The 24,885-nt window shown below is 58.8% G+C and carries 22 protein-coding genes, 1 tRNA gene and 2 pseudogenes; 16 read left to right on the top strand and 9 right to left on the bottom strand.

Annotated features, from left to right (window positions below):
- Positions 1 to 111: 111 nt before the first annotated feature.
- The 3 genes and pseudogenes from alr to ACVWYU_RS18660 all read right to left on the bottom strand — a co-directional run bounded on the left by alr (position 112) and on the right by ACVWYU_RS18660 (position 2,333).
- Positions 112 to 1,341 carry an alanine racemase gene (alr, locus tag ACVWYU_RS18670; RefSeq protein ID WP_247256937.1) on the bottom strand — a complete coding sequence of 410 codons (1,230 nt, stop codon included), beginning with the start codon at positions 1,339 to 1,341 and terminating at the stop codon, positions 112 to 114.
- A gap of 492 nt (positions 1,342 to 1,833) precedes the next feature.
- Positions 1,834 to 2,040 (bottom strand): annotated as a pseudogene (locus tag ACVWYU_RS18665) (hypothetical protein).
- A 205-nt stretch (positions 2,041 to 2,245) separates the two neighbouring features.
- Positions 2,246 to 2,333 (bottom strand) — tRNA-Ser (locus tag ACVWYU_RS18660).
- Between the two features lie 123 nt (positions 2,334 to 2,456).
- On the opposite strand from ACVWYU_RS18660, the gene ACVWYU_RS18655 reads away from it, so the two are divergent.
- Complete coding sequence (locus ACVWYU_RS18655; RefSeq protein WP_247256609.1) at positions 2,457 to 3,128, top strand: Bax inhibitor-1/YccA family protein; 672 nt, start codon at positions 2,457 to 2,459, stop codon at positions 3,126 to 3,128.
- A 66-nt stretch (positions 3,129 to 3,194) separates the two neighbouring features.
- Here ACVWYU_RS18655 and ACVWYU_RS18650 read toward each other — a convergent pair whose 3' ends face one another.
- Positions 3,195 to 3,632 carry an Lrp/AsnC family transcriptional regulator gene (locus ACVWYU_RS18650; RefSeq protein WP_010461024.1) on the bottom strand — a complete coding sequence of 146 codons (438 nt, stop codon included), beginning with the start codon at positions 3,630 to 3,632 and terminating at the stop codon, positions 3,195 to 3,197.
- 136 nt (positions 3,633 to 3,768) lie between these two features.
- Between ACVWYU_RS18650 and ACVWYU_RS18645 the strand changes: the two genes are divergently transcribed.
- Entirely contained in the window at positions 3,769 to 4,662 is an 894-nt protein-coding gene (locus ACVWYU_RS18645; protein ID WP_130204108.1) for a DMT family transporter, read from the top strand.
- 7 nt (positions 4,663 to 4,669) lie between these two features.
- Here ACVWYU_RS18645 and ACVWYU_RS18640 read toward each other — a convergent pair whose 3' ends face one another.
- Positions 4,670 to 5,713 carry an FUSC family protein gene (locus tag ACVWYU_RS18640; protein WP_457373394.1) on the bottom strand — a complete coding sequence of 348 codons (1,044 nt, stop codon included), beginning with the start codon at positions 5,711 to 5,713 and terminating at the stop codon, positions 4,670 to 4,672.
- Between the two features lie 44 nt (positions 5,714 to 5,757).
- On the bottom strand, positions 5,758 to 7,383 hold the full coding sequence (locus tag ACVWYU_RS18635) for an NADP-dependent glyceraldehyde-3-phosphate dehydrogenase (protein WP_457373379.1): 1,626 nt from the start codon (positions 7,381 to 7,383) through the stop codon (positions 5,758 to 5,760).
- Between the two features lie 328 nt (positions 7,384 to 7,711).
- On the opposite strand from ACVWYU_RS18635, the gene ACVWYU_RS18630 reads away from it, so the two are divergent.
- From ACVWYU_RS18630 to ACVWYU_RS18590, 9 genes are all read left to right on the top strand, one after another.
- Positions 7,712 to 8,599, top strand: a complete 888-nt coding sequence (locus ACVWYU_RS18630; RefSeq protein WP_457373378.1) for a Dyp-type peroxidase — start codon at positions 7,712 to 7,714, stop codon at positions 8,597 to 8,599.
- A gap of 164 nt (positions 8,600 to 8,763) precedes the next feature.
- Positions 8,764 to 9,516 (top strand): GntR family transcriptional regulator, encoded by a 753-nt coding sequence (locus tag ACVWYU_RS18625; RefSeq protein ID WP_457373377.1) that lies wholly within the window; start codon positions 8,764 to 8,766, stop codon positions 9,514 to 9,516.
- Positions 9,513 to 11,243 carry a fumarate reductase/succinate dehydrogenase flavoprotein subunit gene (locus ACVWYU_RS18620; RefSeq protein WP_390955754.1) on the top strand — a complete coding sequence of 577 codons (1,731 nt, stop codon included), beginning with the start codon at positions 9,513 to 9,515 and terminating at the stop codon, positions 11,241 to 11,243. Before ACVWYU_RS18625 ends, ACVWYU_RS18620 begins: the two co-directional genes overlap by 4 nt.
- A gap of 26 nt (positions 11,244 to 11,269) precedes the next feature.
- On the top strand, positions 11,270 to 11,515 hold the full coding sequence (locus tag ACVWYU_RS18615) for a 4Fe-4S dicluster domain-containing protein (protein WP_457373376.1): 246 nt from the start codon (positions 11,270 to 11,272) through the stop codon (positions 11,513 to 11,515).
- 219 nt (positions 11,516 to 11,734) lie between these two features.
- Positions 11,735 to 13,153: an ABC transporter substrate-binding protein gene (locus ACVWYU_RS18610; protein ID WP_457373375.1), complete on the top strand. Its 1,419-nt coding sequence runs from the start codon at positions 11,735 to 11,737 to the stop codon at positions 13,151 to 13,153.
- A 128-nt stretch (positions 13,154 to 13,281) separates the two neighbouring features.
- Entirely contained in the window at positions 13,282 to 14,064 is a 783-nt protein-coding gene (locus ACVWYU_RS18605) for an ABC transporter permease (RefSeq protein WP_457373374.1), read from the top strand.
- A complete protein-coding gene (locus ACVWYU_RS18600) occupies positions 14,064 to 14,912 on the top strand; it encodes an ABC transporter ATP-binding protein (RefSeq protein ID WP_457373373.1) in 849 nt (282 codons plus the stop codon). Before ACVWYU_RS18605 ends, ACVWYU_RS18600 begins: the two co-directional genes overlap by 1 nt.
- The gene (locus tag ACVWYU_RS18595) at positions 14,909 to 15,871 is read left to right on the top strand and encodes a HEAT repeat domain-containing protein (protein ID WP_457373372.1); all 963 of its coding nucleotides are present in this window, start codon (positions 14,909 to 14,911) and stop codon (positions 15,869 to 15,871) included. Before ACVWYU_RS18600 ends, ACVWYU_RS18595 begins: the two co-directional genes overlap by 4 nt.
- Positions 15,868 to 16,146, top strand: a complete 279-nt coding sequence (locus ACVWYU_RS18590) for a DUF971 domain-containing protein (RefSeq protein WP_457373371.1) — start codon at positions 15,868 to 15,870, stop codon at positions 16,144 to 16,146. The genes ACVWYU_RS18595 and ACVWYU_RS18590 overlap by 4 nt, the downstream gene beginning before the upstream one ends.
- A gap of 53 nt (positions 16,147 to 16,199) precedes the next feature.
- Here the strand turns inward: ACVWYU_RS18590 and ACVWYU_RS18585 are convergent, their stop codons facing one another.
- The gene (locus tag ACVWYU_RS18585; protein ID WP_090322826.1) at positions 16,200 to 16,919 is read right to left on the bottom strand and encodes an AAA family ATPase; all 720 of its coding nucleotides are present in this window, start codon (positions 16,917 to 16,919) and stop codon (positions 16,200 to 16,202) included.
- A 1,511-nt stretch (positions 16,920 to 18,430) separates the two neighbouring features.
- Between ACVWYU_RS18585 and ACVWYU_RS18580 the strand changes: the two genes are divergently transcribed.
- Complete coding sequence (locus ACVWYU_RS18580) at positions 18,431 to 19,669, top strand: MFS transporter (protein ID WP_457373370.1); 1,239 nt, start codon at positions 18,431 to 18,433, stop codon at positions 19,667 to 19,669.
- Positions 19,662 to 19,790, top strand: a pseudogene (locus tag ACVWYU_RS18575) (gamma-butyrobetaine hydroxylase-like domain-containing protein); the annotation flags it as partial. The gene ACVWYU_RS18580 and the pseudogene ACVWYU_RS18575, both read left to right, overlap by 8 nt.
- Before the next feature lie 108 nt (positions 19,791 to 19,898).
- Here the strand turns inward: ACVWYU_RS18575 and ACVWYU_RS18570 are convergent.
- On the bottom strand, positions 19,899 to 20,636 hold the full coding sequence (locus ACVWYU_RS18570; protein ID WP_457373369.1) for a TorF family putative porin: 738 nt from the start codon (positions 20,634 to 20,636) through the stop codon (positions 19,899 to 19,901).
- A gap of 108 nt (positions 20,637 to 20,744) precedes the next feature.
- Complete coding sequence (locus ACVWYU_RS18565; protein ID WP_457373368.1) at positions 20,745 to 22,487, bottom strand: amidohydrolase; 1,743 nt, start codon at positions 22,485 to 22,487, stop codon at positions 20,745 to 20,747.
- A 103-nt stretch (positions 22,488 to 22,590) separates the two neighbouring features.
- On the opposite strand from ACVWYU_RS18565, the gene ACVWYU_RS18560 reads away from it, so the two are divergent.
- The 3 genes from ACVWYU_RS18560 (at position 22,591) to imuA (ending at position 24,879) form a co-directional block, all read left to right on the top strand.
- On the top strand, positions 22,591 to 23,535 hold the full coding sequence (locus tag ACVWYU_RS18560; protein WP_457373367.1) for a LysR substrate-binding domain-containing protein: 945 nt from the start codon (positions 22,591 to 22,593) through the stop codon (positions 23,533 to 23,535).
- 109 nt (positions 23,536 to 23,644) lie between these two features.
- Positions 23,645 to 24,262 (top strand): transcriptional repressor LexA, encoded by a 618-nt coding sequence (lexA, locus tag ACVWYU_RS18555; RefSeq protein ID WP_090322797.1) that lies wholly within the window; start codon positions 23,645 to 23,647, stop codon positions 24,260 to 24,262.
- Complete coding sequence (imuA, locus tag ACVWYU_RS18550) at positions 24,262 to 24,879, top strand: translesion DNA synthesis-associated protein ImuA (protein ID WP_090322795.1); 618 nt, start codon at positions 24,262 to 24,264, stop codon at positions 24,877 to 24,879. Before lexA ends, imuA begins: the two co-directional genes overlap by 1 nt.
- Positions 24,880 to 24,885 lie beyond the last annotated feature (6 nt).

Below are 24,885 nucleotides of genomic sequence, written 5' to 3'. Positions count from 1 at the left end.
AGAGAAAGCAAGCTCTCTCTTGTCGGGCCCTGTCATACATTGGAGCGTTTCAGCGCTCTTCAAAACTGTGCCTGAATGAACGCGCGCCCCTGAATTACGATAATGACGGGATTACCTTTCGACCAATATTTTCGGGTTGGCACTGCCCCAGACGGTGTAGAGGTCGGCCAGTAGCGCACCGTTGATCTCTTCGACTTCAGCCTGGCTGACTTCGCTTGCACCTTGCTTGCCAAACAGCACCACTTCATCACCCGCCTTGACGTCGGGTGCATCCGTGACATCGACCATTACAGTGTTCATCGAAACCTTGCCCACCACCGGCACGCGATGACCATTGATCAACACCACACCTTTATTGGTGAACACCCGACGATAGCCATCGGAGTAGCCGACCGTGATGTTGGCCAGTTTCGAATCACGTGTCAGGGTGAACGTGCGATCGTAACCCACGGTGTTTCCAGCGGGGTAGCTATTGACCGAGGCCACATGCGACTTGAACTGCATCACGCGCTGATACTCAGTTCGCGTGATGACGGTATCGCCAAACAACGCGCCGCCGGTGCGCACCATATCCAGGCGCGATTCAGGTACTTCCAGGGTGGCGAAGGAGTTAGCAGTGTGAAGGGTGATCTTGCTGCGGTCGAGATGCGCGACGTCCATCAGCCAGGCGGCTTGCTCATTGAAGGTGGCCAGCCCTTTACGTACGTCGTCCTTATCTTCCACGGCGAAGTGGCTCATGATCGCAACCACGTCGATATTTGGCAGTTTGGTGATCGCCAGCGCGTCTTGTTTACCCTGCTCGGTAGCCATTTCCAGGCCGTTACGGCTCATGCCGCTTGAGTTTAGGCCGATGTGCACCTGCAATTTGCGACCGTGTTTATGTGCAAGGTCGGCCGCCTGGCGGGCGAAATCGAGGTTGCCAACCAGTTCCTCGACGTTGTACTGCAGCGCATTTTCCAGCTCCCCCAGGGAGGCGGTGCGAACACGGACCAACTGGCCTTTAAAGCCGCTTTCGCGAACCACTCGAGCCTCTTCGTTACTGGCGACCGCCACACACGGTACCCCTAGCGCGATCACCGAAGGCATCACCAACCCTATGCCATGACCATAAGCGTCGGCCTTCAGTACTGCACAGAGTTTCGACTTGCCGGCCAGCTCGGCTTGCAGGGTACGGATATTGTGCTCTAGCGCGGTTTTGTTGATTTCAATCCAGGCATTACTGATTTGCGCAGTCAGCTCGGAGTTGCCGTTTGTGAGCGACAGCGGCGGTGCCGCCTGGGCTTGGCTTTGCAAAAAAATCAGGCCGAGGGACAGCGCTAGAACAGTGCGGGTAAAGGGCATCTGAAACTCTCCATGTAATCGGTCTTTTTATTATTCCGGCGCCGATTATTGGAAGGCGATGTAAGTTGCCGTTGTACGCTGGGTTCGAAGATGTAAAAACTTGTAAGGGATTTGTTCGCGCTCACCTTGGCCCTATGCAATGGCATCAGCAAGGTTTGTTGCTCGGACGGCTACCGCGAATCAGCACATTGTGTCGCGACATGGGAGGGGCGTAGCAGGCTGCGCGAGAAGACCAACCTTGCGTTGCTGTCCATGAGTGAGGACGGTACGCACCCGCGGATTTACGACAATTGGTTCCGCGCGCGATAGCAAGCCCGTGAGCTGCGGGCAGTCGTCTGCCTCTGTCGACGTTTTCCGTGATTCGCAACGGTCCGAATGACCTGACCGTCACTCTGGGCTCTACCCGTTAGAGTGACTTCTTTGTGGCAACAACGTGACGCTCAAAGAGGACGCATTATGCTTCATTCAGTCACGGCTCCTACGCGCTAGCAGTCACTGCGGCGTCATCATCGTCAGCGTCGTCCTGATGAGTTCCTCTTTCCGGTCGATCACTTCCAGGGCTCCGCGAACATTTCCGTCGCCCTCGGTCGCTCCGTGTAGTTAAGCCCAAAGCGTAAGTGCCATGATGGCGGCTTCCGGTGTGAGCCGGTTTTCATCGATTTTGAAGAGGCGGGAAGGCAGCAGGTCTGAATGTGGCATCGCAAATCCTCAGTCTTGAGGGGCAGCTTTGCAGCGCATTTTGAGATAGTTTTTTACTGTCTGCAGGATGCCGGAGAAGGGATATAGCGGCTTAGTTCTGGAATACGTCCATATAAAGTTATGGAACACTTGCCGGCGCTCAGGATTTTTACCAACTCCCAGAAACGACAAAGCCCTGAAAAATCAGGGCTTTGTCATATAAAGATGGCGGAGGCGATGGGATTCGAACTCATGGACCTGTTACAGTCGACGGTTTTCAAGACCGTTGCCTTAAACCACTCGGCCACACCTCCGTTTGTGTTGCGGGCGCCATAATACCTGAATGAAACACACTGTCAAACTCTCTGCATAGCTTGTTACAGGGCGTCTGTTATGATCTTTGCGACTGAACGTTTCAAACCAACAGGAGTGTCGCCATGCGCGAACAGGATTACGCAGTTAATAACAGCTTGCAGGCTGAGCAGCTAGAGGTTAGCCGCGTCCTGCGCAACACTTACGGCTTGCTTGCACTCACGCTCGCATTCAGCGGTGTGATGGCCTTCGTTGCGCAGCAGATGCGTGTCGGTTATCCAAACGTTTTCGTGGTGCTGATCGGCTTCTACGGGCTTTTCTTCCTTACCAACAAACTCCGTGATTCCGCCTGGGGCCTGGTGTCGGCATTTGCCCTGACCGGTTTCATGGGTTTCCTGCTCGGCCCGATTCTCAACCGTTACCTGGGCATGCAGGGCGGCGCTGAAGTGGTCAGCTCGGCCTTCGCGATGACCGCACTGGTATTTGGTGGCCTGTCGGCCTATGTGTTGATCACCCGCAAGGACATGAGCTTCCTCGGCGGTTTCATCACTGCCGGCTTCTTCGTACTGCTGGGTGCAACGCTGGCGGGCATGTTCTTCCACATCAGCGGTCTGCAACTGGCGATCAGCGCCGGTTTCGTGCTGTTCTCTTCGGTCTGCATTCTGTTCCAGACCAGCGCCATCATTCACGGCGGCGAGCGCAACTACATCATGGCGACCATCAGCCTATATGTATCGATCTACAACCTGTTCATCAGCTTGTTGCAGCTGTTTGGCATCATGGGTCGCGATGATTGATCGCCAGCCTTGAGTAAAAAACCCGCTTCGGCGGGTTTTTTCTTGCCTGTGATTTGCCGAAAACCGCTAGGCCATTGGCGGCAACCGGCGTTTGACCGGGGTTTTCTTGACGATTGCCGTATTGGTTTCGGCGTGGGTATTGAGCCGGTCAAGCAGGGTGTCCAACTGTTCCATGGAACGCACATGCAAGCGGGCGATGAAGCAGTCGTCGCCGGTGACCTTGTCGCATTCGGTGAATTCGGGAATCGCCTGGATCTGCCGTTCGACTTCCTGCAACTGACCCGGCAGCGGGCGAATGCGCACGATCGCCTGGAGCTGATAGCCAAAGCATTTCGGGTCGATTTCAACGGTATAACCCTTGAGCACGCCACGCTCTTCAAGTCGTCGCAGTCGTTCGGCGACGCTCGGCGATGACAGGCCGCTGATCTGCGCCAGGGCCTTGAGCGAACGTCGTGAGTCGTCCATCAGCGCCGTGATCAGCACTTGGTCGATGTCATCGGTCATGGTGCAATCCTCGATTAGGCAACTCTTCAAAGTCACCTTGATAAAAAAGGCAGAATCCGAGTTTAGCCTGATTTATGCACTGGAGAAGCTCCCGGTTGGATTGGCATACTTTGGCCTCAAACACAGGAGTCTGATGATGGACAAAACAATACGTCGCGGCTCGTTCGAAATGACCGCCGCCATGCTGATCTCCGGGACCATCGGCTGGTTTGTGCTGGTGTCCGGGCAACCGGTACTGGATGTGGTGTTCTGGCGCTGCCTGTTCGGGGCCGGCACCTTGCTGCTGATTTGCGCTGCATTCGGTTTCCTGCGCCCCGGTATCCTGACCCGCACCACCTTCCTGCTGGCGGTGCTCAGCGGCGTGGCGATTGTCGGCAACTGGGTTTTGTTGTTCGCCTCTTATTCCCGCGCGTCGATTGCCATCGGCACCGCCGTCTATAACGTGCAGCCGTTCATGCTGGTGGGCCTGGCCGCGCTATTCCTCAACGAGAAAATCACGCTGCAGAAGATGGCCTGGCTGGGCGTTTCGTTTCTCGGGATGCTGGCGATTGTCAGTGCCCATGGCGGGCAGGGCGAGAGCGGCAACGAGTACCTGATCGGCATCGTTCTGGCGTTGGGCGCTGCATTTCTATATGCGATTGCCGCGTTGATCATCAAACGCCTGACCGGCACGCCGCCGCATCTGATCGCACTGATTCAGGTCAGCACCGGTGTGCTCCTGTTGGCGCCATTCGCGCATTTTTCGGCGCTGCCGCAGGCACCGAGTGCCTGGGCCAGCCTGGTCACCCTGGGCATCGTGCACACGGGGGTGATGTACGTGCTGCTATACGGCGCGATCCAGAAACTGCCGACCGCCCTGACCGGCGCGCTGTCGTTCATCTATCCGATTGCGGCGATTTTTGTCGACTGGTTTGCCTTCGGTCATCGCCTGGAGCCCCTGCAATGGATCGGCGTTGCCGCGATTCTGCTGGCGGCGGCGGGGATGCAACAGGGCTGGGGCCTGAAGTTGCGTCGCACGGTTGCACAGTAATCAAGGGTCAGATGTTCCAGCGCGGCGAAGTCTTCGCCAGGCGCTGGCGCATCTCGCCAATGTTGGCCGCCAACTGCCGGACCAGCAATCGATAGCCGTCCAGCGAGCTATAGACCGGCGTGTCCAGGCTTGAATCCGGCAGCACTTCGACGGGGCGGCTGAGCCGCTGGGACGCGCCGGATTTCAACGCCCTGGCCATGCCGATCAATTGCACCCGAATCAGCCGGTGCTCCGCTTTCAACGCCGATTGCAGATGGGCCATGGCGTCCGGGTCGCTGGCATCCGGCCGGATGTTGCCGAGAATCTCCAGTGTGCTGACGCACATGCGCAAGTGACGCTGGATGGCATCGAGTTCGGTCATGGAAATCTTCACTTCCTTGGACACCGAGGGCATCAGCGAGCGCAACTGCACCATCACCGTGTTCAGGCGCCCCATAAGCTTGAGATGTTCGTCCGCCGTGACGGGTTGACCGTTGATGATGCGTCCGTAGATCGTCGCGCAATCACGCAAGGCGTCGGCCAGGTTGTAGCGCCAGGAATAGACCGCGTACAGCGGCAGGGCGAAGGAAAACGCCAGGGCCAGGGCAATACCGATGAGGATATCGACCCCACGCCACAGCCCGTCGGAAACCGGATTGTCACCATGACCCGCGACGATGAACACGGTAATGGCAGCCAGCAGTGCCGTATAACCGCCCTTGCCGATGGCGTGGTACGAGAAAAAACCGCAAATCACCGCCATGGCGAAATAGGTCAGCCACGGCATGCCAAGCCACGCCTGTTGCACCACCAGCACCAGGCCGATCGTGGCCCCGACCAGGGTGCCGATGGCCCGCTCGGCGGATTTTTTGCCGATATTGCCGTGGTGTTGCAAGCCGCCGATCACCACCAGCATCGTCACCGACGCCCACTCACCGTGGGGCAGGTGGATGCCAGTGGTCAGCAGGATCGACGCCAGCAACCCCAGTGACACCCGTACGGCGTGGATGACCCTGGCATGACGATAGCGCCGGTACGGGTCCAGTAACGGACGCAGTAAACGGCGCAGCAGCGGCGGCAGTTGAAGGGCTCTGGACTGGCTCAGGTCGGCACTCCTCAGAAAATGTAATCGGTGGTCAGGAAGCTTGAACTGCGGCCGCTGATGATCTCGCTGATCAGTTCCTTGTTGCTCTCCTGGAATTTAGTGGCGACCAGTGTCCGGATCGAGAACACCCGCAGTGCGTCATGCACTGACAATGTGCCCTCGGCCGAATTCTTGCGGCCATTGAACGGGTAGGTGTCGGGGCCGCGCTGGCATTGGGCATTTAGGTTGATGCGCCCGACCTGGTTGGCGAAGGTGTCCACCAGTCGCCCGACCGCCACCGGGTTGGTGCCGAAGATGCTCAACTGCTGGCCGAAGTCCGACTCCAGGACGTAATCGATCACCGTATCCAGATGCCGGTACGGCACGATCGGCACCACCGGACCGAACTGCTCTTCCTGATAGACGCGCATTTGCGGCGTCACCGGGAACAGCAGCGCGGGATAGAAGAACGACGCGCGTGCCTGACCTCCATGGGGATTGACCACTTTCGCCCCCTTGTCGAGCGCATCCGCCACCAGCGCATGCAGGTAAGCGACCTTGCCCGACTCCGGCAGCGGCGTCAGGGCCACGCCGCTTTCCCACGGCATGCCGGGTTTGAGTGTGGCGAGCCTGGCGTTGAATTTTTCGATGAAGCGCTCGACCACGTCTTCGTGGACGAAGAGGATTTTCAGCGCCGTGCAGCGCTGGCCATTGAACGACAGGGACCCGGTGACCGCCTCATTGACCGCATTGTCCAGATCCACCTCCGGCAGGACGATACCGGGATTCTTCGCATCCAGGCCCAGCGCCGCGCGCAAACGGTGGGGTTTTGGATGGAGTTTTTTCAGGTCGCTGGCGGCTTTATTGGTGCCGATGAACGCAAAGATATCGATCTTGCCACTGGCCATCAGGGCGCTGACGGTCTCGCGACCGCTGCCGTAGATCACGTTGATCACCCCGGCCGGGAAGCTGTCGCGGAAGGCTTCCAGCAATGGACGAATCAGCAGCACGCCGAGTTTGGCCGGTTTGAACACCACGGTGTTGCCCATGATCAGCGCCGGGATCAGCGTGGTGAAGGTTTCGTTCAGCGGGTAGTTGTAGGGGCCCATGCACAAGGCCACGCCCATCGGTACGCGACGGATCTGGCCGAGGGTGTCCTGCTCCAGTTCGAAGCGGCTGGAGCGGCGGTCGAGTTCCTTGAGGGCGTTGATGGTGTCGACGATGTAATCGCAGGTGCGGTCGAACTCTTTCTCCGAGTCCTTGAGGTTTTTACCGATTTCCCACATCAGCAACTTGACCACTGCCTCGCGCTGTTCACGCATGCGGCCGAGGAAGGATTCGACATGCTGGATGCGCTCGGCCACGCGCAAGGTCGGCCACAAGCCCTGGCCGCGGTCATAAGCGCGGACAGCGGCGTCGAGGGCGGTCAAGGCGGTCTCGGCATCGAGCAATGGCGTGCTGCCGAGGATGACTTGTTCATCGCCATTCGGGCCACTGAAATACACCGGGCTGCGGACCTGGGCGAGGGGGCCGGGCCAGGTTTTCAATATGCCGTCGACCAGGTATTCACGCTGTTCGGTGGGGCCGTCGAGGCGGTATTTTTCCGGGATGCTGCCGGCCTCGGGAAACAGATTGCCAAGGATGTTCGCTGTGGTCATGTCGCTACCCCTGAAGAGATGTTGGCGAGCCCGGGCCATGGCAGGCGCGGGCTCGCTCGCGAAGGTCGTTAACGATAACGCGTAAAAATCAGACGCCTCGCGGTGGTCTTGGGTTTATCGCGAGCGAGCTCGCTCCTACATTCAACGTTCAATGCCCCGGATGTTGAGTCGATCGCGCGGCGACAGGCAGAGTAGAGGGGTTGAGGGTCTGGATCTTGTGTCTCTAGCGTAGACCGCTTTACGCAGTTCTTGTACATGGACATTGACCTGAGCACACACAACGGCCGGTGCTGCGGTTAAACTTCGTGCTCTTTCATAAGGAGTTCATATGAGTCATTACCAGCCGGGCATTCTCGCCACCCCTGTTCCGCCTCAAGCTCGCCATATGTTCTTCGCCCTCGAATCCGCCGCTGCGCTGCCGGCGGCGCTCGGCAATTTGATGCAACTGGTGGACGGCCAGTCGGCCGTGGTCGGCTTCGGTGAATCCCTGGTCAAGGCCCTGAACGGCAACATTGAAGGGCTGCGGGTGTTCCCGGCGCTGACGGGCGTGGGCGTTGACAACCCGTCGACCCAACACGCGCTCTGGTGCTGGTTGCATGGCGTCGACCGTGGTGAGCTGCTCAATCGCAGCAATGCCCTTGAAGCGGCCTTGGCGCCAGCCTTGCGCCTGGTGCAGATGACCGAAGGCTTCCGCCATCGCGATGGCCATGACCTGACCGGCTACGAAGACGGCACCGAGAACCCCCAGGACGAAGCCGCTGCGGCTGCCGCGCTGGTGGCTGAAGGCGTCGACGGCACGGTCGGTGGCAGTTTTGCCGCGATCCAGCAGTGGCAGCACGATTTGAAGAGCTTTCATGCTCTGCCTTCCCACGAAACCGACCACATCATGGGCCGACGCCTGAGCGACAACGAAGAACTCGATGACGCGCCAATCTCCGCCCACGTCAAACGCACAGCCCAGGAAAGCTTCGCGCCCGAGGCGTTCATCGTGCGTCGCTCGATGCCATGGATCGAAGGCGACCGCGCTGGCCTGATGTTCCTCGCGTTCGGTTTCTCCCTCGACGCCTTCGAAGTCCAGCTGCGGCGCATGAGTGGCCTGGAAGACGGCATCACCGACGGTTTGTACCGTATCAGCCGGCCGATTACCGGCGGCTATTACTGGTGTCCGCCGCTCAAGGACGGTCGACTGGACCTGCGTGCACTGCGTATCGACTGATCGATCACGAGCTGGCTTTTGTGGCGAGGGAGCAAGCTCCCTCGCCACAGGTGTTTCACCGCACGCTTGATCGTGCGCTCTAACCTTATTCCCAAACAGTATTTCTCAACCCTCTCTTTAGAACTCTAAGATCACGTCATAACTCGTTATGACAAGTGATCTTCATGACCGATAACGTTCTATCCCTCACTAGCGTTCCCTTGCACACCCAGCTGCGGGATGTGTTGCGCGCCCGCATTCTCGATGGCCAATACCCGCAAGACAGCCAGATGCCCTCGGAGAGCGAGCTCGGCGCGCTGTTCAAGGTCAGCCGCATCACCGTGCGCCAGGCCCTCGGTGACCTACAAAAGGAAGGGCTGATCTTCAAGATTCACGGCAAGGGCACCTTCGTCGCCAAACCCAAGACCTTCCAGAACGTCAGCACCCTGCAAGGCCTGGCCGAGTCCATGACCGGTCGCGGCTACGAGGTGATCAACCGCCTGCGCAGTTTCAAATTCATTGCCGCCGACAAACAGGTGGCCGAGCGTTTGCAGGTCGCCGAGGGTGAAGTCGTGGCGCAGATCAAACGGGTGCGCTTGATCAATCGCGAGCCGATTTCGCTGGAAATCACCTACCTGCCCAAAGCCATCGGCGAGCGCCTGGAGAAGGCAGACCTGGTCACCCGCGACATCTTCCTGATCCTCGAAAACGACTGCGGCCTGGCCCTCGGTCACGCCGATCTGGCCATCGATGCGGTGCTGGCCGACAGCGACCTGACCCAGGCGCTGAACGTCGAACCGGGCTCGCCGATCATGCGCATCGAGCGTCTGACCCATGACGCTGATGGGCGGCCCCTGGATTTCGAACACCTTTACTACCGAGGCGACGCGTTCCAGTACCGCCTGCGGATCGACCGGCAAAAAGGGGAGCAGGCATGAGCCGAAACACGTTGGAGCAGGAATACGACATCGTCGTGATCGGCGGTGGCACCGCCGGGCCCATGGCGGCGATCAAGGCCAAGGAGCGCAACCGCGACCTGCGGGTGCTGTTGATCGACAAGGCCAACGTCAAGCGCAGCGGCGCGATCAGCATGGGCATGGACGGCCTGAACAACGCGATCATCCCCGGCCACTCGACGCCAGAGCAGTACACCAAGGAAATCACCATCGCCAACGACGGCATCGTCAACCAGGCGGCGGTCTACGCCTACGCGACCCACAGCTTCGAAACGATCGAGCAACTGGACCGCTGGGGCGTGAAGTTCGAAAAGGACGAAACCGGCGACTACGCGGTGAAAAAGGTCCACCACATGGGCGCCTACGTGCTGCCGATGCCCGAAGGGCATGACATCAAGAAAGTGCTGTATCGCCAGTTGAAGCGGGCGCGGGTGAGCATCACCAATCGCTTGGTCTGTACCCGTTTGCTCAAGGACGAAGAGGGCGCGGTCAACGGTGTGATGGGCTTCGATTGCCGCACGGCCGACTTTCATGTGATCAAGGCCAAGGCGGTGATTCTGGCGTGCGGCGCCGCCGGGCGTTTGGGCCTGCCGTCCTCGGGCTACCTGATGGGCACTTACGAAAACCCGACCAATGCCGGCGACGGCTACGCCATGGCCTATCACGCCGGGGCCGAACTGGCGAACCTGGAATGCTTCCAGATCAACCCGCTGATCAAGGACTACAACGGCCCGGCCTGCGCTTATGTCACCGGTCCGCTGGGCGGCTACACCGCCAACAACAAGGGTGAACGCTTCATCGAGTGCGACTACTGGAGCGGGCAGATGATGTGGGAGTTCCACCAGGAACTGGAAAGCGGCAATGGTCCGGTGTTCCTCAAACTCGATCACCTGGCCGAGGAAACCATCCAGAACATCGAAGAAATCCTGCACAGCAACGAGCGCCCGAGTCGCGGCCAGTTCCACGCCAATCGCGGCACCGACTACCGCACGCAGATGGTCGAGATGCACATTTCCGAGATCGGTTTTTGCAGCGGGCATTCGGCATCGGGGGTGTGGGTCAACGAGCGAGCCGAAACCTCGGTCAAGGGGTTGTACTCGGCGGGGGACATGGCAGCAGTGCCGCACAACTACATGCTCGGCGCGTTCACCTACGGCTGGTTTGCCGGGACCAATGCGGCGGATTTCGTCGCCGGGCGTGAGTTTTCGGCGCTGGATGCGGCGCAGATCGAAACCGAGAAACAACGGGTCTACGCGCCCCTGGACCGCGAACACGGCCTGCCACCGGCCCAGGTCGAGTACAAATTACGGCGCTTCGTCAACGACTACCTGCAACCGCCGAAAGTGACCAAGAAGATGCAAATCGGCCTGCAACGCTTCAGCGATATCCAGCGCGACCTCGATCAGATCAAGGCCCACAACGCCCACGAACTGATGCGTGCCATGGAAGTCAGCATGATCCGCGACTGTGCCGAAATGGCCGCCCGGGCCTCGTTGTTCCGCGCTGAAAGTCGCTGGGGGCTTTACCACTATCGGGTCGATCATCCGCAACGCAACGACAACGACTGGTTCTGCCATTGCCACCTGAAAAAGGATGAAAACGGCCTGATGACCAGTTTCAAGAAAGCCGTCGAGCCTTACATCATCCCGCTCGACGCCGATGAAATGCAGGCCTACGACCGGTTGCGGGTCGGTGCCGACGCGGCTTGATGCCGTCAACAAAAGAGAGACCGAACATGACCTATCAACCCCAGGAAATCTTCTTCCGCTCCAACGCGCCGGTCACCGTCGACGAGGACCTGTGCATCGCCCACAAAGGCTGCACCGTGTGCGTCGACGTCTGCCCGATGGACTTGCTGGCCATCAACCCGGCCACGCAAAAGGCCTACATGGCCTTCGATGAGTGCTGGTACTGCATGCCCTGTGAGAAGGATTGCCCGACCGGGGCGGTGAAAGTGGACATCCCTTATTTGTTGCGCTGACTTGGAGCTGGCTTGCCAGCGAAAACGATTTCACATTCACCACCTCTGCAACAGACACACCGCTTTCGCCGTTCAAGCCGGCTCCAGATCGTGTGTTGAAAAAATGCGTTAAAGCCATCCGGCCACCACCGGACGCCTGTTTCAAACACCCCTCGTTTCCCACCACGCCCTGATCGTGGCGGAGACGAACATCCAATAAACGATTCGAGGGGATTCACCATGGTTTTGCCAACATCGCTGCGTGCAGCGTTTGCCGGTCTGGTACTGGCCTCATTCACCTTGTCGGCCTCGGCCGAAACCATCCGCATTGCCATCGGCACCCAGGACACCACGATCAACTGCGCCGCTGGTGGTCTGTTGATCCGCGAACTGGGCCTGCTCGACAAATACCTGCCCCATGACGGGCAATACAAGGACGCCAAGTACGACGTGGAGTGGAAGAACTTCACCAGCGGCGCGCCCCTGACCAACGAGATGGTTGCCGGCAAACTCGACTTCGGCGCCATGGCCGATTTCCCCGGTTCATTCAACGGTGTGGCGTTCGAAACGGCGGGCAAGCACAGCCTGTTCATCAGCGTGCTGTCGGGCAGCATCAAGGGCAGTGGCAACGGCATCGTGGTGCCGAGTGCCTCGGGCGTGCAGTCGCTGGCCGAGCTGAAGGGCAAGACCATTTCCGTGCCGTTCGCTTCGACCGCCCATGGCATGTTGCTGCGCGCCGTGGCGGCCCAGGGTTGGGACCCGCTCAAGGACGTGAACATCATTGCCCAGCCACCGGAAGTCGCCGGCTCCGCCTTGCAGGCCGGCAAGATCGACGCCCATGCCGACTTCGTGCCGTTCGCCGAGCTGTTTCCCAGCCGGGGCTTCGCACGCAAGATCTATGATGGCTCCCAGGCTGGCGCGCCAACCTTCCACGGTGCGCTGGTTGACCAGGCCTACGCGAATAAATACCCGGAGATCGTCGTCGCCTACCTGCGCGCCAGCATCGAGGCCAATCAGTTGCTCGCCGCCGAACCGGAGAAGTACAGCGAACTGATCGCCAAGGTCACCGGGGTCGATGCCGAGGTCAATTACCTGTTCCACGGTCCGTTGGGCGTACAGACCCGTGACCTGAGCTGGAAACCTGAATATCGCCAGGCCGTCGGCACCGCCATCGACACCCTCAAACTGCTGAAAAAGGCGGATCGCGGGCTCGATCTGAATACCTTCATTGACGACCAGTACATCCGCGCCGCCTTCAAGGCCTCGAAACTGGACTACACCGCGCAACTGGCCAACTACGCGCAAACCCCGCTCAAAGCGGTCGATGCGTCCACTGGCAAAGCCATCACCGACTTCAGCCACGTGGCCGAGATCTGGGTGCGTGGCGAAGCGAAAGTCCGTCAGTACGCGTCGGCGGAAGCCGCGTTCACCGCGCTGGCCAGCCTCAAGCAGGAAGGCAAGAACATCCGCGCGGTGTATGCCCAGGCCAGCGACAGCGGCATCAAGTTACTGGCGGATCAAGCGTGGTTTGCCAGTGATGCGAAAGGGCGCCTCAGTGCGTTTTTGCTCAAGGGACAGGCCCAACAATTCGCCACGGCCCAGGGCGGCAAGGTGTTCGACTTCACCGATGCCACCACCCAGGCGGTGGCCGTGCGCTAATTCAAAAACACCGCAGTCCCCTGTAGGAGCGAGTCTGCTCGCGATGGAGTGTCAGCCAAGGAAATGTCGACTGGCACCTCATCGTGAGCAGGCACGCCCCTACAGGAAATCGGTTGAGAGGAACAATTGTGAACGGACCCTTTAAGCGCTGGCCTCCCCGAGCCGCCTCCTTGCTGCTCTGCCTGCTGTTCTGGCAACTCGCCGCCAGCCATCACTGGAACTTCGGCCTGGTGACATTCGCCAATGTGCCGACACCGCTGGCCGTGATTCAGGCAGCTTTTGGTCTCGGTGACTCCGGCAAATTGGCCCGGCACTTGAGCAGCAGCCTTGGCCGGGTGTTCGCCGGTTACCTCGCAGCACTGGTCATCGGCATTGCCCTGGGACTGGCCATCGGCCGTTCGAAATGGGCCGAAGACCTGTTGCTGCCGCCGTTGGAAGTACTGCGGCCGATACCCGCCGTGGCCTGGATCCCCCTGGCGATCCTGATGTTCCCCTCGTCAGAACTGTCGATGGTCTTCATCACCTTCACCGGCGCGTTGTTTCCGATCCTGCTCAATACCGTGCACGGCGTCGAAGGTGTCGATCCACGGCTGATCGCCTCGGCGAAAAGCCTCGGGGCAGGGCGGCGGGCGATTCTGCTGGAAGTGATTCTGCCGGGGGCTGCGCCAAGCATCATCACGGGCCTGGCCATCGGCATGGGCACCTCGTGGTTTTGCCTGGTGACCGCCGAAATGATCTCCGGCCAGTACGGCATCGGCTATTACACCTGGGAGTCCTACACCATCCAGAACTACGCCGACATCGTGGTCGGCATGCTGCTGATCGGGGTACTCGGGATGGGCAGCAGCCTATTGATCAAGCGCCTCGGCGGACTGTTCACGCCTTGGCATCGACCACGAGGTAAAGCCTGATGAGCGTTTTTCAACACCCGGAAGGGCGTATCGATATTCGCGCCCTGTCGATCAGCCTGGGCGAGGGCAGCGCCGCTTTTGAAGCGGTGCAAGGGCTCGATTGCCAGATCGAACCGGGACAGTTCGTGTGCATCCTCGGGCCGTCCGGTTGCGGCAAATCCACCTTGCTCGGTGCGCTGGCCGGTCACCTGCAACCGCGCACCGGCGTCCTCGACGTCGACGGCGCGCCGGTGTCTGGCCCGTCGCCACAGCGCGGCATGGTGTTCCAGCAGCACACGCTGTTCCCTTGGCGCACGGTGCGCGACAACGTCGCCTTCGGCCTGAAAATGCGCGGTGTCGGTAAAGCCGAACGGCACCGGGCCGCCGATGAAATCCTCGCTCTGGTGGGCCTTGAAGGCTTTGCCGAGCGCTGGCCGGATCAGCTGTCCGGCGGCATGCAGCAGCGGGTGGAAATCGCCCGGGTGCTGGTCAATCGTCCACGGTTGTTGCTGATGGACGAGCCTTTCGGTGCCCTCGACGCCCTGACGCGCTTGAACATGCAGGAACTGCTGCTGGACATCTGGACACGGATTCGCACCACCGTGGTGTTCGTTACCCACGACATCGATGAAGCGCTGTTCCTTGCCGATCGCTTGCTGGTGATGAGCTCGCGCCCCGGCCGGATCATCGAAGACCTGCACCTGGACTTCCCCCGGCCACGCACCACCGAGCTGGTGACCAGCCACGCCTTCTCGCGCTTGAAGCGTCACTGCCTCGAGCTTCTGCGTCACGAAGACGGTCGGCAGCTACCGCGCCTGAACCCTCTCGGACTTCCTCCTGAAAACAAACTGCCGCGATTTGCCCTATGACCTCACTCTTTGATGTAACCGATAACGACGACATTCTCGCCCTGCAACCACGCCTGACCGATGAGGATGCCGGTGTGCGCCGTATCGCCCTGATCGACCTGGCTGACCTGGAAGAACCGGATGGCCTGCTGTGGCTGGTCGATCGCCTGGCGCACGACCCGGCCGAGGAGGTTCGCGCCGAAGCCGCGCGCTTGCTCGAAGCCTGGGAGGACGAGCCCGTGGTCGAGGCGTTGTGCCAGGCCCTGACCGATCCCGCGCCAGCGGTGCAAGCCGCCGCCGCGCAAAGCCTCAGCCTGCTCAAGACTGAAGCGGCCGGCAGGGTGATTCTGCCGTGGACCGGGCATGCCGACATCGGCGTGCGCATCGCTGCATTCCGGGCTTTGCGCGAGTTGCGCTATCCCCTGGCTGCCCCGGCGGCCCTGCTGGCGCTGGACGATCACGACGCCAACGTCCGGCGTGAAGCGGTTGGCGTGCTGGGCTGGCTCAAGCAGCTTGATGCCTTGCCGGCCCTGGCACGGCTGGCCAGCGATGACCCGGACACCGAAGTCCGTCGCGCGGCCACCGGGGCCTTGGGGCTGGCGTCAGACGCACAGGTGCTGCCGGCCCTGCGACAGGCCCTGCAGGACCAGGCCTGGCAAGTGCGCGAAGAGGCCGCCACCACGCTGGGCAAGGTCGGACACCTCGACGCCGGTGCCGCGCTGGTCGAAGCCTTGGGTGACGATTACTGGCAAGTCCGCCTGCGCGCCACCCGCAGCCTCGGGCGTTTACGTTATGCCCCGGCCCTGGATGCCTTGATCGAAACCCTCGGCCACCGCATCAGCAATCTGCGCAAGGAAGCCGCGCTGGCCTTGGGCGAGTTGAACGAGCGGGATGCCATCGCACCGTTGTTGGCCGCCCAGGACGACGGCGACCCGGAAGTGCGCAAGGCGGTACGCATTGCCTTGAGTCAACTGCAATGAACCCGCTGGCCATCGGCAATTCCCGAAGCAAACAACAATTGCGCCTGAACTGGCCGGACGGTCGCGAACAGCGGCTGGACCACGTCGAGTTGCGTCGCCAATGCCCGTGTTCGCAATGCCGGGCGTTTCGAATGCGGGGAATGGCGCCGCTGGTTGATGACCGTGTTCAGGTGGTCGAAGTGAATGCGCAGGGGTATGGATTGCAGCTGGTGTTCAGTGATGGGCATGAGCGGGGGATTTATCCGTGGACTTATTTGGCTGGATTTAGGGACTGAATAGGGAGCTATTTCAGTCTGGAGCATCTCCCCCTATGTGCGGTTCCAGTTTTTTATGTCGCGAATTCAGGTTCAGTAATGGCTCGGATAAATGCATCGTCCACAGTCTTTGCTCCATACTTATTCATGAACTCACTACCATTGGCAAAGCGATTGAAGCGGTGCTGGCTGAGCATGTAAAAATAATCACAATGGTTAATGACTTCATCAACATTATGCGAGGAAACTAGAATGGCAGTGCCCTCTCTGGCTGCGCCGTGAAGACATTGCCAAATATAGTGACGAAATTCTGGATCTACACCAGCAGTAGGTTCGTCGAGAATCACGAAGTCTGCAGAGATTGAAAGAAGAGAAAGCGTAAAGAACCAGCGTGTTTCTCCGTAGCTGCATAGCGATGATTTTTTGTTCCAAATGTCTTGGTACCGGTCAACTATCGCAGGACTCCATGCACTTAATTTTATTAGGGCTTTATCTTGTGTCATTGGTTCGCTTGATGACAGCGCAGTCACCATTTTAAAAATGTCGCGCATGCGCAACGGTGGAGAAGTGGTAATGATTTGAGAAAGGTATAAGAAATGACTGAAGTCGTTTTTTATAAAGCCGCACTTTGCTTTTTTAAGGTCGCAGATGATATCGAAAAAAGTTGTTTTTCCAGAGCCATTGGGCCCGAGAATTCCGACAATATCGCCTTGAGTAACCTCAAGAGACGCCTGGGTTAAGAGGGGGGTGGTTGAATAGGAAAAATCAATGTTTTGCGCCCTGAACTTTTTCATTAATATCGGCTCCATACAGGATTTATTCTAAGATGTTTGAATGTCTTAAATAGTGTAAAAGTGAACAAAAAAACTATTGCGATTGTGGTGGGCTGATTGGATTGAAGGCCTTGTTCCATTATTTTGCTTGCAAGAGTTAGTGGGTTTGCAAGATTCAAAGTGTCAGTGATGTGGTTTGCTGTGGCGGTACTCATTACTCCGAGAATTAGCATGCAGAACGAAAAGATGGAAAGCAACGTGTTCGAGTTCTGAAAGTTAATCGGTAGCCATGAAAATACAGCCCCGAGAGTGCAAAACATGATGAAGCAGACGTAGAAGCGTAGTGTGATATTTAGTAATTCATTGAGGTTGTAGTTTCCAAATGGAAATTTCGTCATTAGGTAAAAGGTCGCACAATAGGATGTCGATATTAGTGAATAAGTAATGAAGTGTGATAAAAGGAAAATTAATTTTGAGTCCTTGGAGTAAATAAATGATCGTGTGAATCCGCTTTCCCTTCTTCCGATTATGTAAAAGGCGAATCCGAATAATGCAACGCTCGAGGAAATATAGGCATAAAACCATGCTGAGACTGTAATGTAGTTGCTGGAGAAGTAGTTGGCGTCTTGCCTGGTTGCTGCAAAAAAATAGAACATCGCGCAAGGTAATATCATAAGCCAAAACAATGAGATGGGTTCTTTTAGTTGTTCCTTGAGGAATATGGATGTTAGAGAAAAAATTCTGGGCCAGATATTTTTAGTCATGATCGAATTCTCTATGGGAGTGGAATCGTTGCTTCTTTTCTTTCGATATGTATTGCAAGGCGAAAATTTTGCCACTTGAAATTAAGTGGTTCTGCAAGAGTTAGTTGATTTTTCTGCTGGGTTCAAGTGAGAGGTTTTTTGTGTTGTAGGGGTATTCCTACTCAATTTCAAGAAGTGTCCTGCATGAGATTCGGAGTCTTGGTGGTTTGGTTTGGTTTTCGTGCGGATAGTGTCTAGCGTGGAATTTTGAAATTTCTTTTTCAACCCGTATTTTAGTTTTCGGTAAGTAGAAATGATCTTGCTATGTCGAGTAGGGCATTTCTGTAGGATTAAATGTGCGTTTTATGATTTTTATTTTTTCAAGTACTGATTTTTCTCAAAAAAAACGACGAGCGGTAGGCCTTATTTGTTGATTGTCCGCTTCGTTAGAGTAAGGACTGCAGGGCATTGCGTTTGCGGGTTGTCTAACAGCACGCTTAGGGGTATGAACTGCAACAGGTATTATCCAATGGGCATGAACGGGATTTATCCGTGGGCATGGGCTTACTTGGCACAACTCGTCCCCGAATCCAACCTAATCTGATGCACGCGCGCCTGCTCGCGAAAGCGGTGGGTCAGCCAATGAAGTATTGACTGACATACCGCTTCCGTGGACAGCGGCTCAAGGTCTCGATTCACGGTCGAGGAGAACTTGAAGTCCGGAGAGGGGGGGAAGCTCGCTACGCACTTAAACCAGGACGCAAACATAGGTCTCAAGGAGGACTACTTATGATCTCCATTGCCGATCGCTTATCACCTTATACCGAAGCGCTGAGCGTCTCGTCTTTTCGCAAATTGCTGATAGGCCAAAGTCTCTCGATGGCCGGCGACGCTATTTGTCTAGCCGCTCTGCCGATAGCGCTTATCCGGACCGGCTACGGAGCAGAAGTATTTGGTTTTGTTATGGCTGCAGTCGGGGTAGGGAGCGTGATCGGGGCCCTGGTAGGAGGCTTGCTGGCGGATCGAAAGTCGCCGAAGCAAGTACTGATTTACACCGACACGGCGCGGGGTTGTGCGCAATTGGCCGCAGTGGCGATGTTCTTCTCCGGTACACCGTGGTGGTGCTTGGTTTTTGTCTACCTGATATTCGGCATCGGCATTGGGGTTTCCCGTCCGTGTGCTCAGGTACTGCTCGTCAAATTGCTGCCCAAGCAAGCACTGGTGGCGGGCAATGGTGCGATGAATTTTGTCGACAACCTGGTCGCTGTGCTGTTTCCCGCGACGCTGGGTGTACTCATCATTTTCTGGGATCCGGTCTGGGGCATATTGATCGATGGTTTGACATTCTTCTGCGCCGCCATTTACACGGCGATGTTGCCCAATGTTGAGCCCTGTGAGTTCGAGGAGGAGTTCTCGATCCGGGAAACGGTCAATGGCATTGCCATCGTCACCGGCAACTCCAAACTTTTGCTTGGCTTCGCGGCTACCCTCGTGGTGAACGTATTGTGTTTCCCGATTTTCCTGGTTGTCGCTCCCTATGCCATCAGCAATCGATTCAACGAAGAAATGTGGGGGGTATGTCTGGCCGCCTCGGGATTCGGTGCGTGCATTGGATCAATCGTCACGGTGCTTGTTTCCGGGCATGAACGACTGATCGGACTTGCAGTGACCTGCGGCCTGTTCCTGGCTGGCGCGATGGCACTACTCGGCATGGGAAGCTCGTTCTGGATGGCGATACTGGGGGCGACTCTGGTAGGTGTCGTCGAAGCGTCCTGGTTGACTGGATGGGCCACAGCGATGCAGACACTGGCTCCTGAAAAGGACCTCGGTAAAGTGGTGGCAGTCGATACACTCTTTACCAGTGGCGTACACCCCTTCATTTTTCTCGGTAGCGGAGTCGTCGGCGGGATGGTCGGTTATTCCCAGACCCTTTCCCTCACGGCAATTCTCTGTGCCGTAGGCACACTGCTAATTGGTTTGGCGTCCTTTGCGCTCATTCCAAGGAGTGCTCAAGATTTCGCGGGTTGATGCGCAGGTTCGGGTTATCGATTTGCACTCGCAGGGATATGGTTTGCAGCTGATCTTCAGCGACAGCCACGATCGTGGCATCTATCCATGGCCCTATCTGGCACAACTCGCCCCGAATTGACTGGAATCTAAACCGTGCGAGCCTGCTCGCGATGGCCTGACAGTCGCTATTGATAGTGACTGGACGGGCCTTATCGCGAGCAAGCTCCCACACAGGGATCCGTGGTAGTCAAAAAGTCTTGCTGACGCTCGCCACCACCGTCGCGCTGCACACATCATCGAACCCCCAATTGCTGGCGCATTGGCTCTTCGACAGGTTGGTGTCGACGTAACTCAGGCCCAGCGTAACTCCGGCCAGTTCGTGGGTCAGTCGGACTTCCCATTCGCGGTACGAGTCCTCGGCTTCACCCGAGTTCGAATACAGGGTCGGGTCCTTGAAGTCCATGTTGCCGTAACGCAGTTTCAGGCCGGTGTCATAGGGCAACTCGGTTTCATAACCGATGTAGGTGTAGAGCGAGTTCTGCTGGCTATCGATGCCCGGCGCATCGTCGGAGTAATAGGCGCCGAGCTTCACCCCATAAACGCTGAGAATGCCGTAGACCTCGCTCTGATTGAACTGGCTCTCTTTCGGGTAACTGTATTTGAGATAACCAAGGTCGAGATTGACCGCGTCGGTGGCTTGCCACAGCCAACCGGCGTAGTAATCGATCTCCTGTCGGGTCTTCAAACCGCCGCCAAAATCGACGTTGGAACTCCATGCGCCCAGGTACAGCCCACTGCTGTGGGTCAGGGTTGCGCCGGCCTGCAGAGCCGGGTCGTTCTGGGTTTGCGAGATGCCACGGCTGCGGTAGTCGCTGGCCAGGTTGACGTCCAGCAGCAACGAGAAATCATCATTCAAGGGCACGGCCTGGCTGCTTAAGGGCAGCAAACTCAAGGAGCTGAGGGCGAACAGGGTGAAAGCTTTCATGGGGTACGTCCCGCTATTTTGATTGTTATGGGCAGAAGTCGGACATGGCTGCGCCTGGCCCCGTGTCGAGAGACACGGAGTCGGGCAGCGGAGGGGTTGCTGTTTTTATCAGAGGGTTGGTGCGTAGACCTGACGACCGGCGAACCAGGTTTGCAGCACTTGGGTGTCGTGCAGGGCTTTTTCGTCGACGCTGAACACATCGCGGTCGACCACGATGAAGTCGGCCTGTTTGCCAGCGGTCAAGGAACCGATCTGTTTGTCCAGGCCAATGGTGCGAGCGGCGTTGAGGGTATAGGCGTAGAACATGGTCTCGCGGTCAATGCGTTCATCGGCGTTGAGCACCCCCATCGGCCCGATCCGGGTCATGGCCTGGGCCATGGCGTTCCACGGGTTGGGCGAAGACACCGGCCAGTCGCTGGCCCCGGCGATGGTCGCGCCTTGCTTGAGCAAGGAGTGCGCCGGGTACTGGTAACGGAACGCCAGGGCACTGACGTAAGGCTTGATCATGTCCGTGGTGTAGTCGTCGGCACTGGCCCACAACAGTTGCATCGAAGCGATGACATCGAGCGGTTTGAAGCGGGCGAATTCTTTCGGATTGACGATCTGCAAGTGCGTGATCGAGTGGGTCACTCCGCTCTGCCGGTCTTTGCGCGCCTGGGCAATGCCGTTCAGCGATTCGCGTACCGCGCGGTCGCCGATGGCGTGGATGTGCACCCGCCAGCCCCGTTGATCGATGGCGCTGACCAGCTCGCCGAAGTGCTTGGGATCGATCAGCAGTTCGCCTGGTTTGTGCGAGTTGGTATAGGGATCGATCATCGCCGCGCTCTGCGCCGGGTACTCGATCACTCCGTCGGCGAAGATCTTGACGCCGGGTAGCGTCAGGTTGGAAATGCCCTGGAACTGCTGGCGGACCTTGTCCAGCGTGTCGAGATCGGCCGGCACGCTTTTCGGATTGGCCACCAGCAACGCCGCGACATGGGCGGTCATGCCGCCGCTTTCGGACAGGGCTTTGTACACCGGCAGCACGCCCACGGTTTTCTCCGTGGGCTTGAGGGCGAACAGCGGTTCGCCAGGCGCGGCGTTGGCCGCAGGGTCCATCCACGCGGTGATACCGAGGCTGTTGTTGTAGCTCACGGCGGTTTGCGCCGCCTTGAGCATGTCGGCGGCATTCGGCGACGGCATTTTCGAGGACACCCGGTCCCAACCGGCGTCCACCAGAAATCCGTTGGGGCTGCCATCGGCGAGTTTGCCGATGGTGCCTTTCTCGGCGTCCGGCAGGTTTTTCAGCAGTGTCGCGTCGACGCCGGCGCGCTTGAGCATCACATTGTTGGCCCAGGCCGTGTGGTAATCGCTGCCGGTAAACACCACGGGCACGTCGGCCCATTCGCCGCTGTTGAATGTCTTGCCCAGGGCTTCGGACTGCGCCCAGTAAGCGGAGCTCATGCCGGCCACGGTCAGGACGTCGCCATGCCGGGCCTTGCCGTCGTCACGCCAGCCACGCAGGCGTTTTTCCAGTTCGTCGAGCTCGACCACCTCGTCTTCCATGTTCGCTGCGACCATTTCCAGGCCGCCGAAAATCGCGTGGGAATGGCTGTCGATCAGGCCGGGCATCAGGGTCTTGCCACCCAGGTCGATGACTTGGGTCCCTGAGTCGATCAAGGCCTTGATCTGCGCATCGCTGCCCACTTGCAGCACTTTGCCGTCCTGTACTGCCAGGGCCTGAACCTTGGGCTGGTTGCGGTCGGCGGTGAAAATCTTGCCGTTGAACAACACCAGATCAGTCGCCGCCATGGCTTCCAACGAGGCAAAACTCATTGCCGCCATCAGTAGATTCGGGATGAATCTTTTCATTGAATGTTTCCTTGTTATTGCGTCTGATGGCCAGATTAGTGGCTTGCCGCCGTCGGCAGAACGCCTCACTCACGAAAAACGTTTTTGCCTGAATGGAAAAAGAATGGACAAGTTAGGGGCACTGAAAATGTTCGTGGTCACCGCGCAACTGGGCAGTTTCAGTCGCGCCGCCGAGCAGTTGGGCAAGACCCCTTCGGCCCTGACCAAAGCGGTCAACCATCTGGAGACGGAGCTGGGTGCGCGTTTGTTCGAGCGCAGTACCCGGCGGATTTCGCTCACGGAATCCGGACGGCTTTACCTGGAAACCGCGCGTCAGGTGTTGCAGCGGCTGGACGAGGCGGGTGAGGAAATCGAGCAGTTGCAGCATGGCTTGCGCGGCAGTCTGAAAATCACCGCACCGCTGGCCTATGGACAGGCTTTTCTCGATCAGGTGGTGGGCGGTTTTCTTGAGCAATACCCGCAGATCGACCTGCAAGTGGACCTGTGCGATGCGTTCGTCAATTTGCTCGAAAGCGGCTACGACCTCGCGTTGCGCGAAGGGCATGACGACTTGCCGGGGCTGATCGCCCGGGTGGTCGGGAGCAATCGCCTGGCGTTGTGTGGCAGCCCGGAATATCTGGCGCGCAAGGGGCTGCCGGTCACCCCGCAAACCCTTGATCAGCACGAATGGTTGTTGTATCGCCACCCATTGCTCAGCCGCGAATTCTGGTGGGTCGAGCGCGACGGCCAGCGCCTGAGCCTGCCGCAGCCCCAGACGCCACGATTGCGCAGCGACAATTACGACCTGTTGCTGGCCAATGCCCTGGCCGGGCGCGGTCTGCTGCACACCCCGCTGTGGAGTGCCGCGCCGTACCTGGCCGACGGGCGACTGGTGCATCTGATGGCCGACTACGACATCGACCCCGACAGCTTTGGCCCGCACATTCTGGCGGTGTACCCCAGCCATCGGCGGGCCACGGCCAAAGTGCTGGCGTTTATCGATTACATCACCGCGTATCTGGCCGACCCCTGTAGGAGCGAGCTTGCTCGCGAGGGTCGTCAACGATAACGCGGGGTGCCTGATACCCCGCGGCGGCCTCGGGTTTTTCGCGAGCAATCGAGCGTCGACCGGCTGCTCCTGCAGAAGTCCTTGTAAGAAAAAACCGAAAAGAGTACAAATGTACTCCATGACGACTTTAACTCCCCGCCGTACCGCCATCCTGACCTTTATCCGCGAGCGCATCGCCGAACACGGTCAGTCCCCGAGCCTCGCCGAGATCAGCGAGGCGTTCGGTTTCGCCTCCCGCAGCGTGGCGCGCAAGCATGTGCTGGCGCTCACCGAAGCCGGGTTTATCGAGGTCAATCCGCATCAGGCCCGGGGCATTCGCCTGCTCGGGCAACCGCCGCGCCCCGAGTTGCTGGACATCCCGGTGCTCGGTCGGGTGGCGGCCGGTGCGCCCATTGGCGCTGATGCCGAAATCCATAGCCGTCTACTGCTTGACCCGTCGATCTTCTCCCGGGTGCCGGACTACATGCTGCGGGTACGCGGCGACTCGATGATCGAAGACGGCATTCTCGACGGCGATCTGGTGGGCGTGCACCGCAACCCCGAGGCGCTCAACGGCCAGATCGTCGTGGCGCGCCTGGACGGCGAGGTCACCATCAAGCGTTTCGAACGGGTCGGCGACCGGGTTCGCCTGTTGCCGCGCAATCCGGCCTACCAGCCGATCATCGTCGAAGCCGACCGGGACCTGGCCATCGAAGGGGTGTTCTGCGGTCTGGTGAGGCAAGGCTGATGGGTGCCGTCGTTGCGCTGGATACGCTGTTCAATGGCGGCCAGGTCTGGAAGGGCCGGCCTGCGCCGCCTGCCGTCAGCCCGCAACCCACCGGGCATGCCGCGCTGGATGCGGCGTTGCCCACGGGCGGCTGGCCGGAAGCGGCGCTGACCGAAATCCTTCTGGCCGGGCAGGGCGTCGGCGAGTTGCAATTGGTATGGCCGGCACTGGCGCGGCTGTCGGCGGCGGGCGAGCGCATTGTGCTGGTGGCGCCGCCCCATGTGCCGTATCCCCAGGCCTGGCAGAGCGCCGGGGTCGATCTGCGCCAGCTGTCGATCATCCAGGCCAGTGAGCGCGATGCGCTGTGGGCGGCCGAGCAATGCCTGCGTTCGGGCAGTTGCGGCGCGGTGCTGTGCTGGCCGCACAAGGCCGATGACCGCGCCCTGCGTCGCTTGCAGGTGGCGGCGGAAACCGGCTCGACCCTGGCGTTCGCCTATCGCTCGATCAGTGAAGCGATCAACCCGTCGCCAGCGGCCCTGCGCATCGCCATTGATGCCAAGCCTGCGCAATTGCGGGTGCTCAAGTGCCGGGGCGGCCTGGCCCGTTCGGCGCCGATTGCCTTTGCCGTGGGGCATTGAGGTTGC

The sequence above is a fragment of the Pseudomonas sp. TE12234 genome (assembly GCF_054061835.1).
Note: the sequence above shows the minus strand (reverse complement) of the source record. Positions and strands in the feature narration are given on the sequence as shown.

What these genes read in the sequence shown, in the direction of transcription:
- alr (WP_247256937.1), bottom strand. Translation starts at nt 1,341, where the DNA reads ATGCCCTTTACCCGCACTGTTCTAGCGCTGTCCCTCGGCCTGATTTTT.
- ACVWYU_RS18655 (WP_247256609.1), top strand. Translation starts at nt 2,457, where the DNA reads ATGCGCGAACAGGATTACGCAGTTAATAACAGCTTGCAGGCTGAGCAG.
- ACVWYU_RS18650 (WP_010461024.1), bottom strand. Translation starts at nt 3,632, where the DNA reads ATGACCGATGACATCGACCAAGTGCTGATCACGGCGCTGATGGACGAC.
- ACVWYU_RS18645 (WP_130204108.1), top strand. Translation starts at nt 3,769, where the DNA reads ATGGACAAAACAATACGTCGCGGCTCGTTCGAAATGACCGCCGCCATG.
- ACVWYU_RS18635 (WP_457373379.1), bottom strand. Translation starts at nt 7,383, where the DNA reads ATGACCACAGCGAACATCCTTGGCAATCTGTTTCCCGAGGCCGGCAGC.
- ACVWYU_RS18630 (WP_457373378.1), top strand. Translation starts at nt 7,712, where the DNA reads ATGAGTCATTACCAGCCGGGCATTCTCGCCACCCCTGTTCCGCCTCAA.
- ACVWYU_RS18625 (WP_457373377.1), top strand. Translation starts at nt 8,764, where the DNA reads ATGACCGATAACGTTCTATCCCTCACTAGCGTTCCCTTGCACACCCAG.
- ACVWYU_RS18620 (WP_390955754.1), top strand. Translation starts at nt 9,513, where the DNA reads ATGAGCCGAAACACGTTGGAGCAGGAATACGACATCGTCGTGATCGGC.
- ACVWYU_RS18615 (WP_457373376.1), top strand. Translation starts at nt 11,270, where the DNA reads ATGACCTATCAACCCCAGGAAATCTTCTTCCGCTCCAACGCGCCGGTC.
- ACVWYU_RS18610 (WP_457373375.1), top strand. Translation starts at nt 11,735, where the DNA reads ATGGTTTTGCCAACATCGCTGCGTGCAGCGTTTGCCGGTCTGGTACTG.
- ACVWYU_RS18600 (WP_457373373.1), top strand. Translation starts at nt 14,064, where the DNA reads ATGAGCGTTTTTCAACACCCGGAAGGGCGTATCGATATTCGCGCCCTG.
- ACVWYU_RS18595 (WP_457373372.1), top strand. Translation starts at nt 14,909, where the DNA reads ATGACCTCACTCTTTGATGTAACCGATAACGACGACATTCTCGCCCTG.
- ACVWYU_RS18590 (WP_457373371.1), top strand. Translation starts at nt 15,868, where the DNA reads ATGAACCCGCTGGCCATCGGCAATTCCCGAAGCAAACAACAATTGCGC.
- ACVWYU_RS18585 (WP_090322826.1), bottom strand. Translation starts at nt 16,919, where the DNA reads ATGAAAAAGTTCAGGGCGCAAAACATTGATTTTTCCTATTCAACCACC.
- ACVWYU_RS18580 (WP_457373370.1), top strand. Translation starts at nt 18,431, where the DNA reads ATGATCTCCATTGCCGATCGCTTATCACCTTATACCGAAGCGCTGAGC.
- ACVWYU_RS18570 (WP_457373369.1), bottom strand. Translation starts at nt 20,636, where the DNA reads ATGAAAGCTTTCACCCTGTTCGCCCTCAGCTCCTTGAGTTTGCTGCCC.
- ACVWYU_RS18565 (WP_457373368.1), bottom strand. Translation starts at nt 22,487, where the DNA reads ATGAAAAGATTCATCCCGAATCTACTGATGGCGGCAATGAGTTTTGCC.
- ACVWYU_RS18560 (WP_457373367.1), top strand. Translation starts at nt 22,591, where the DNA reads ATGGACAAGTTAGGGGCACTGAAAATGTTCGTGGTCACCGCGCAACTG.
- lexA (WP_090322797.1), top strand. Translation starts at nt 23,645, where the DNA reads ATGTACTCCATGACGACTTTAACTCCCCGCCGTACCGCCATCCTGACC.
- imuA (WP_090322795.1), top strand. Translation starts at nt 24,262, where the DNA reads ATGGGTGCCGTCGTTGCGCTGGATACGCTGTTCAATGGCGGCCAGGTC.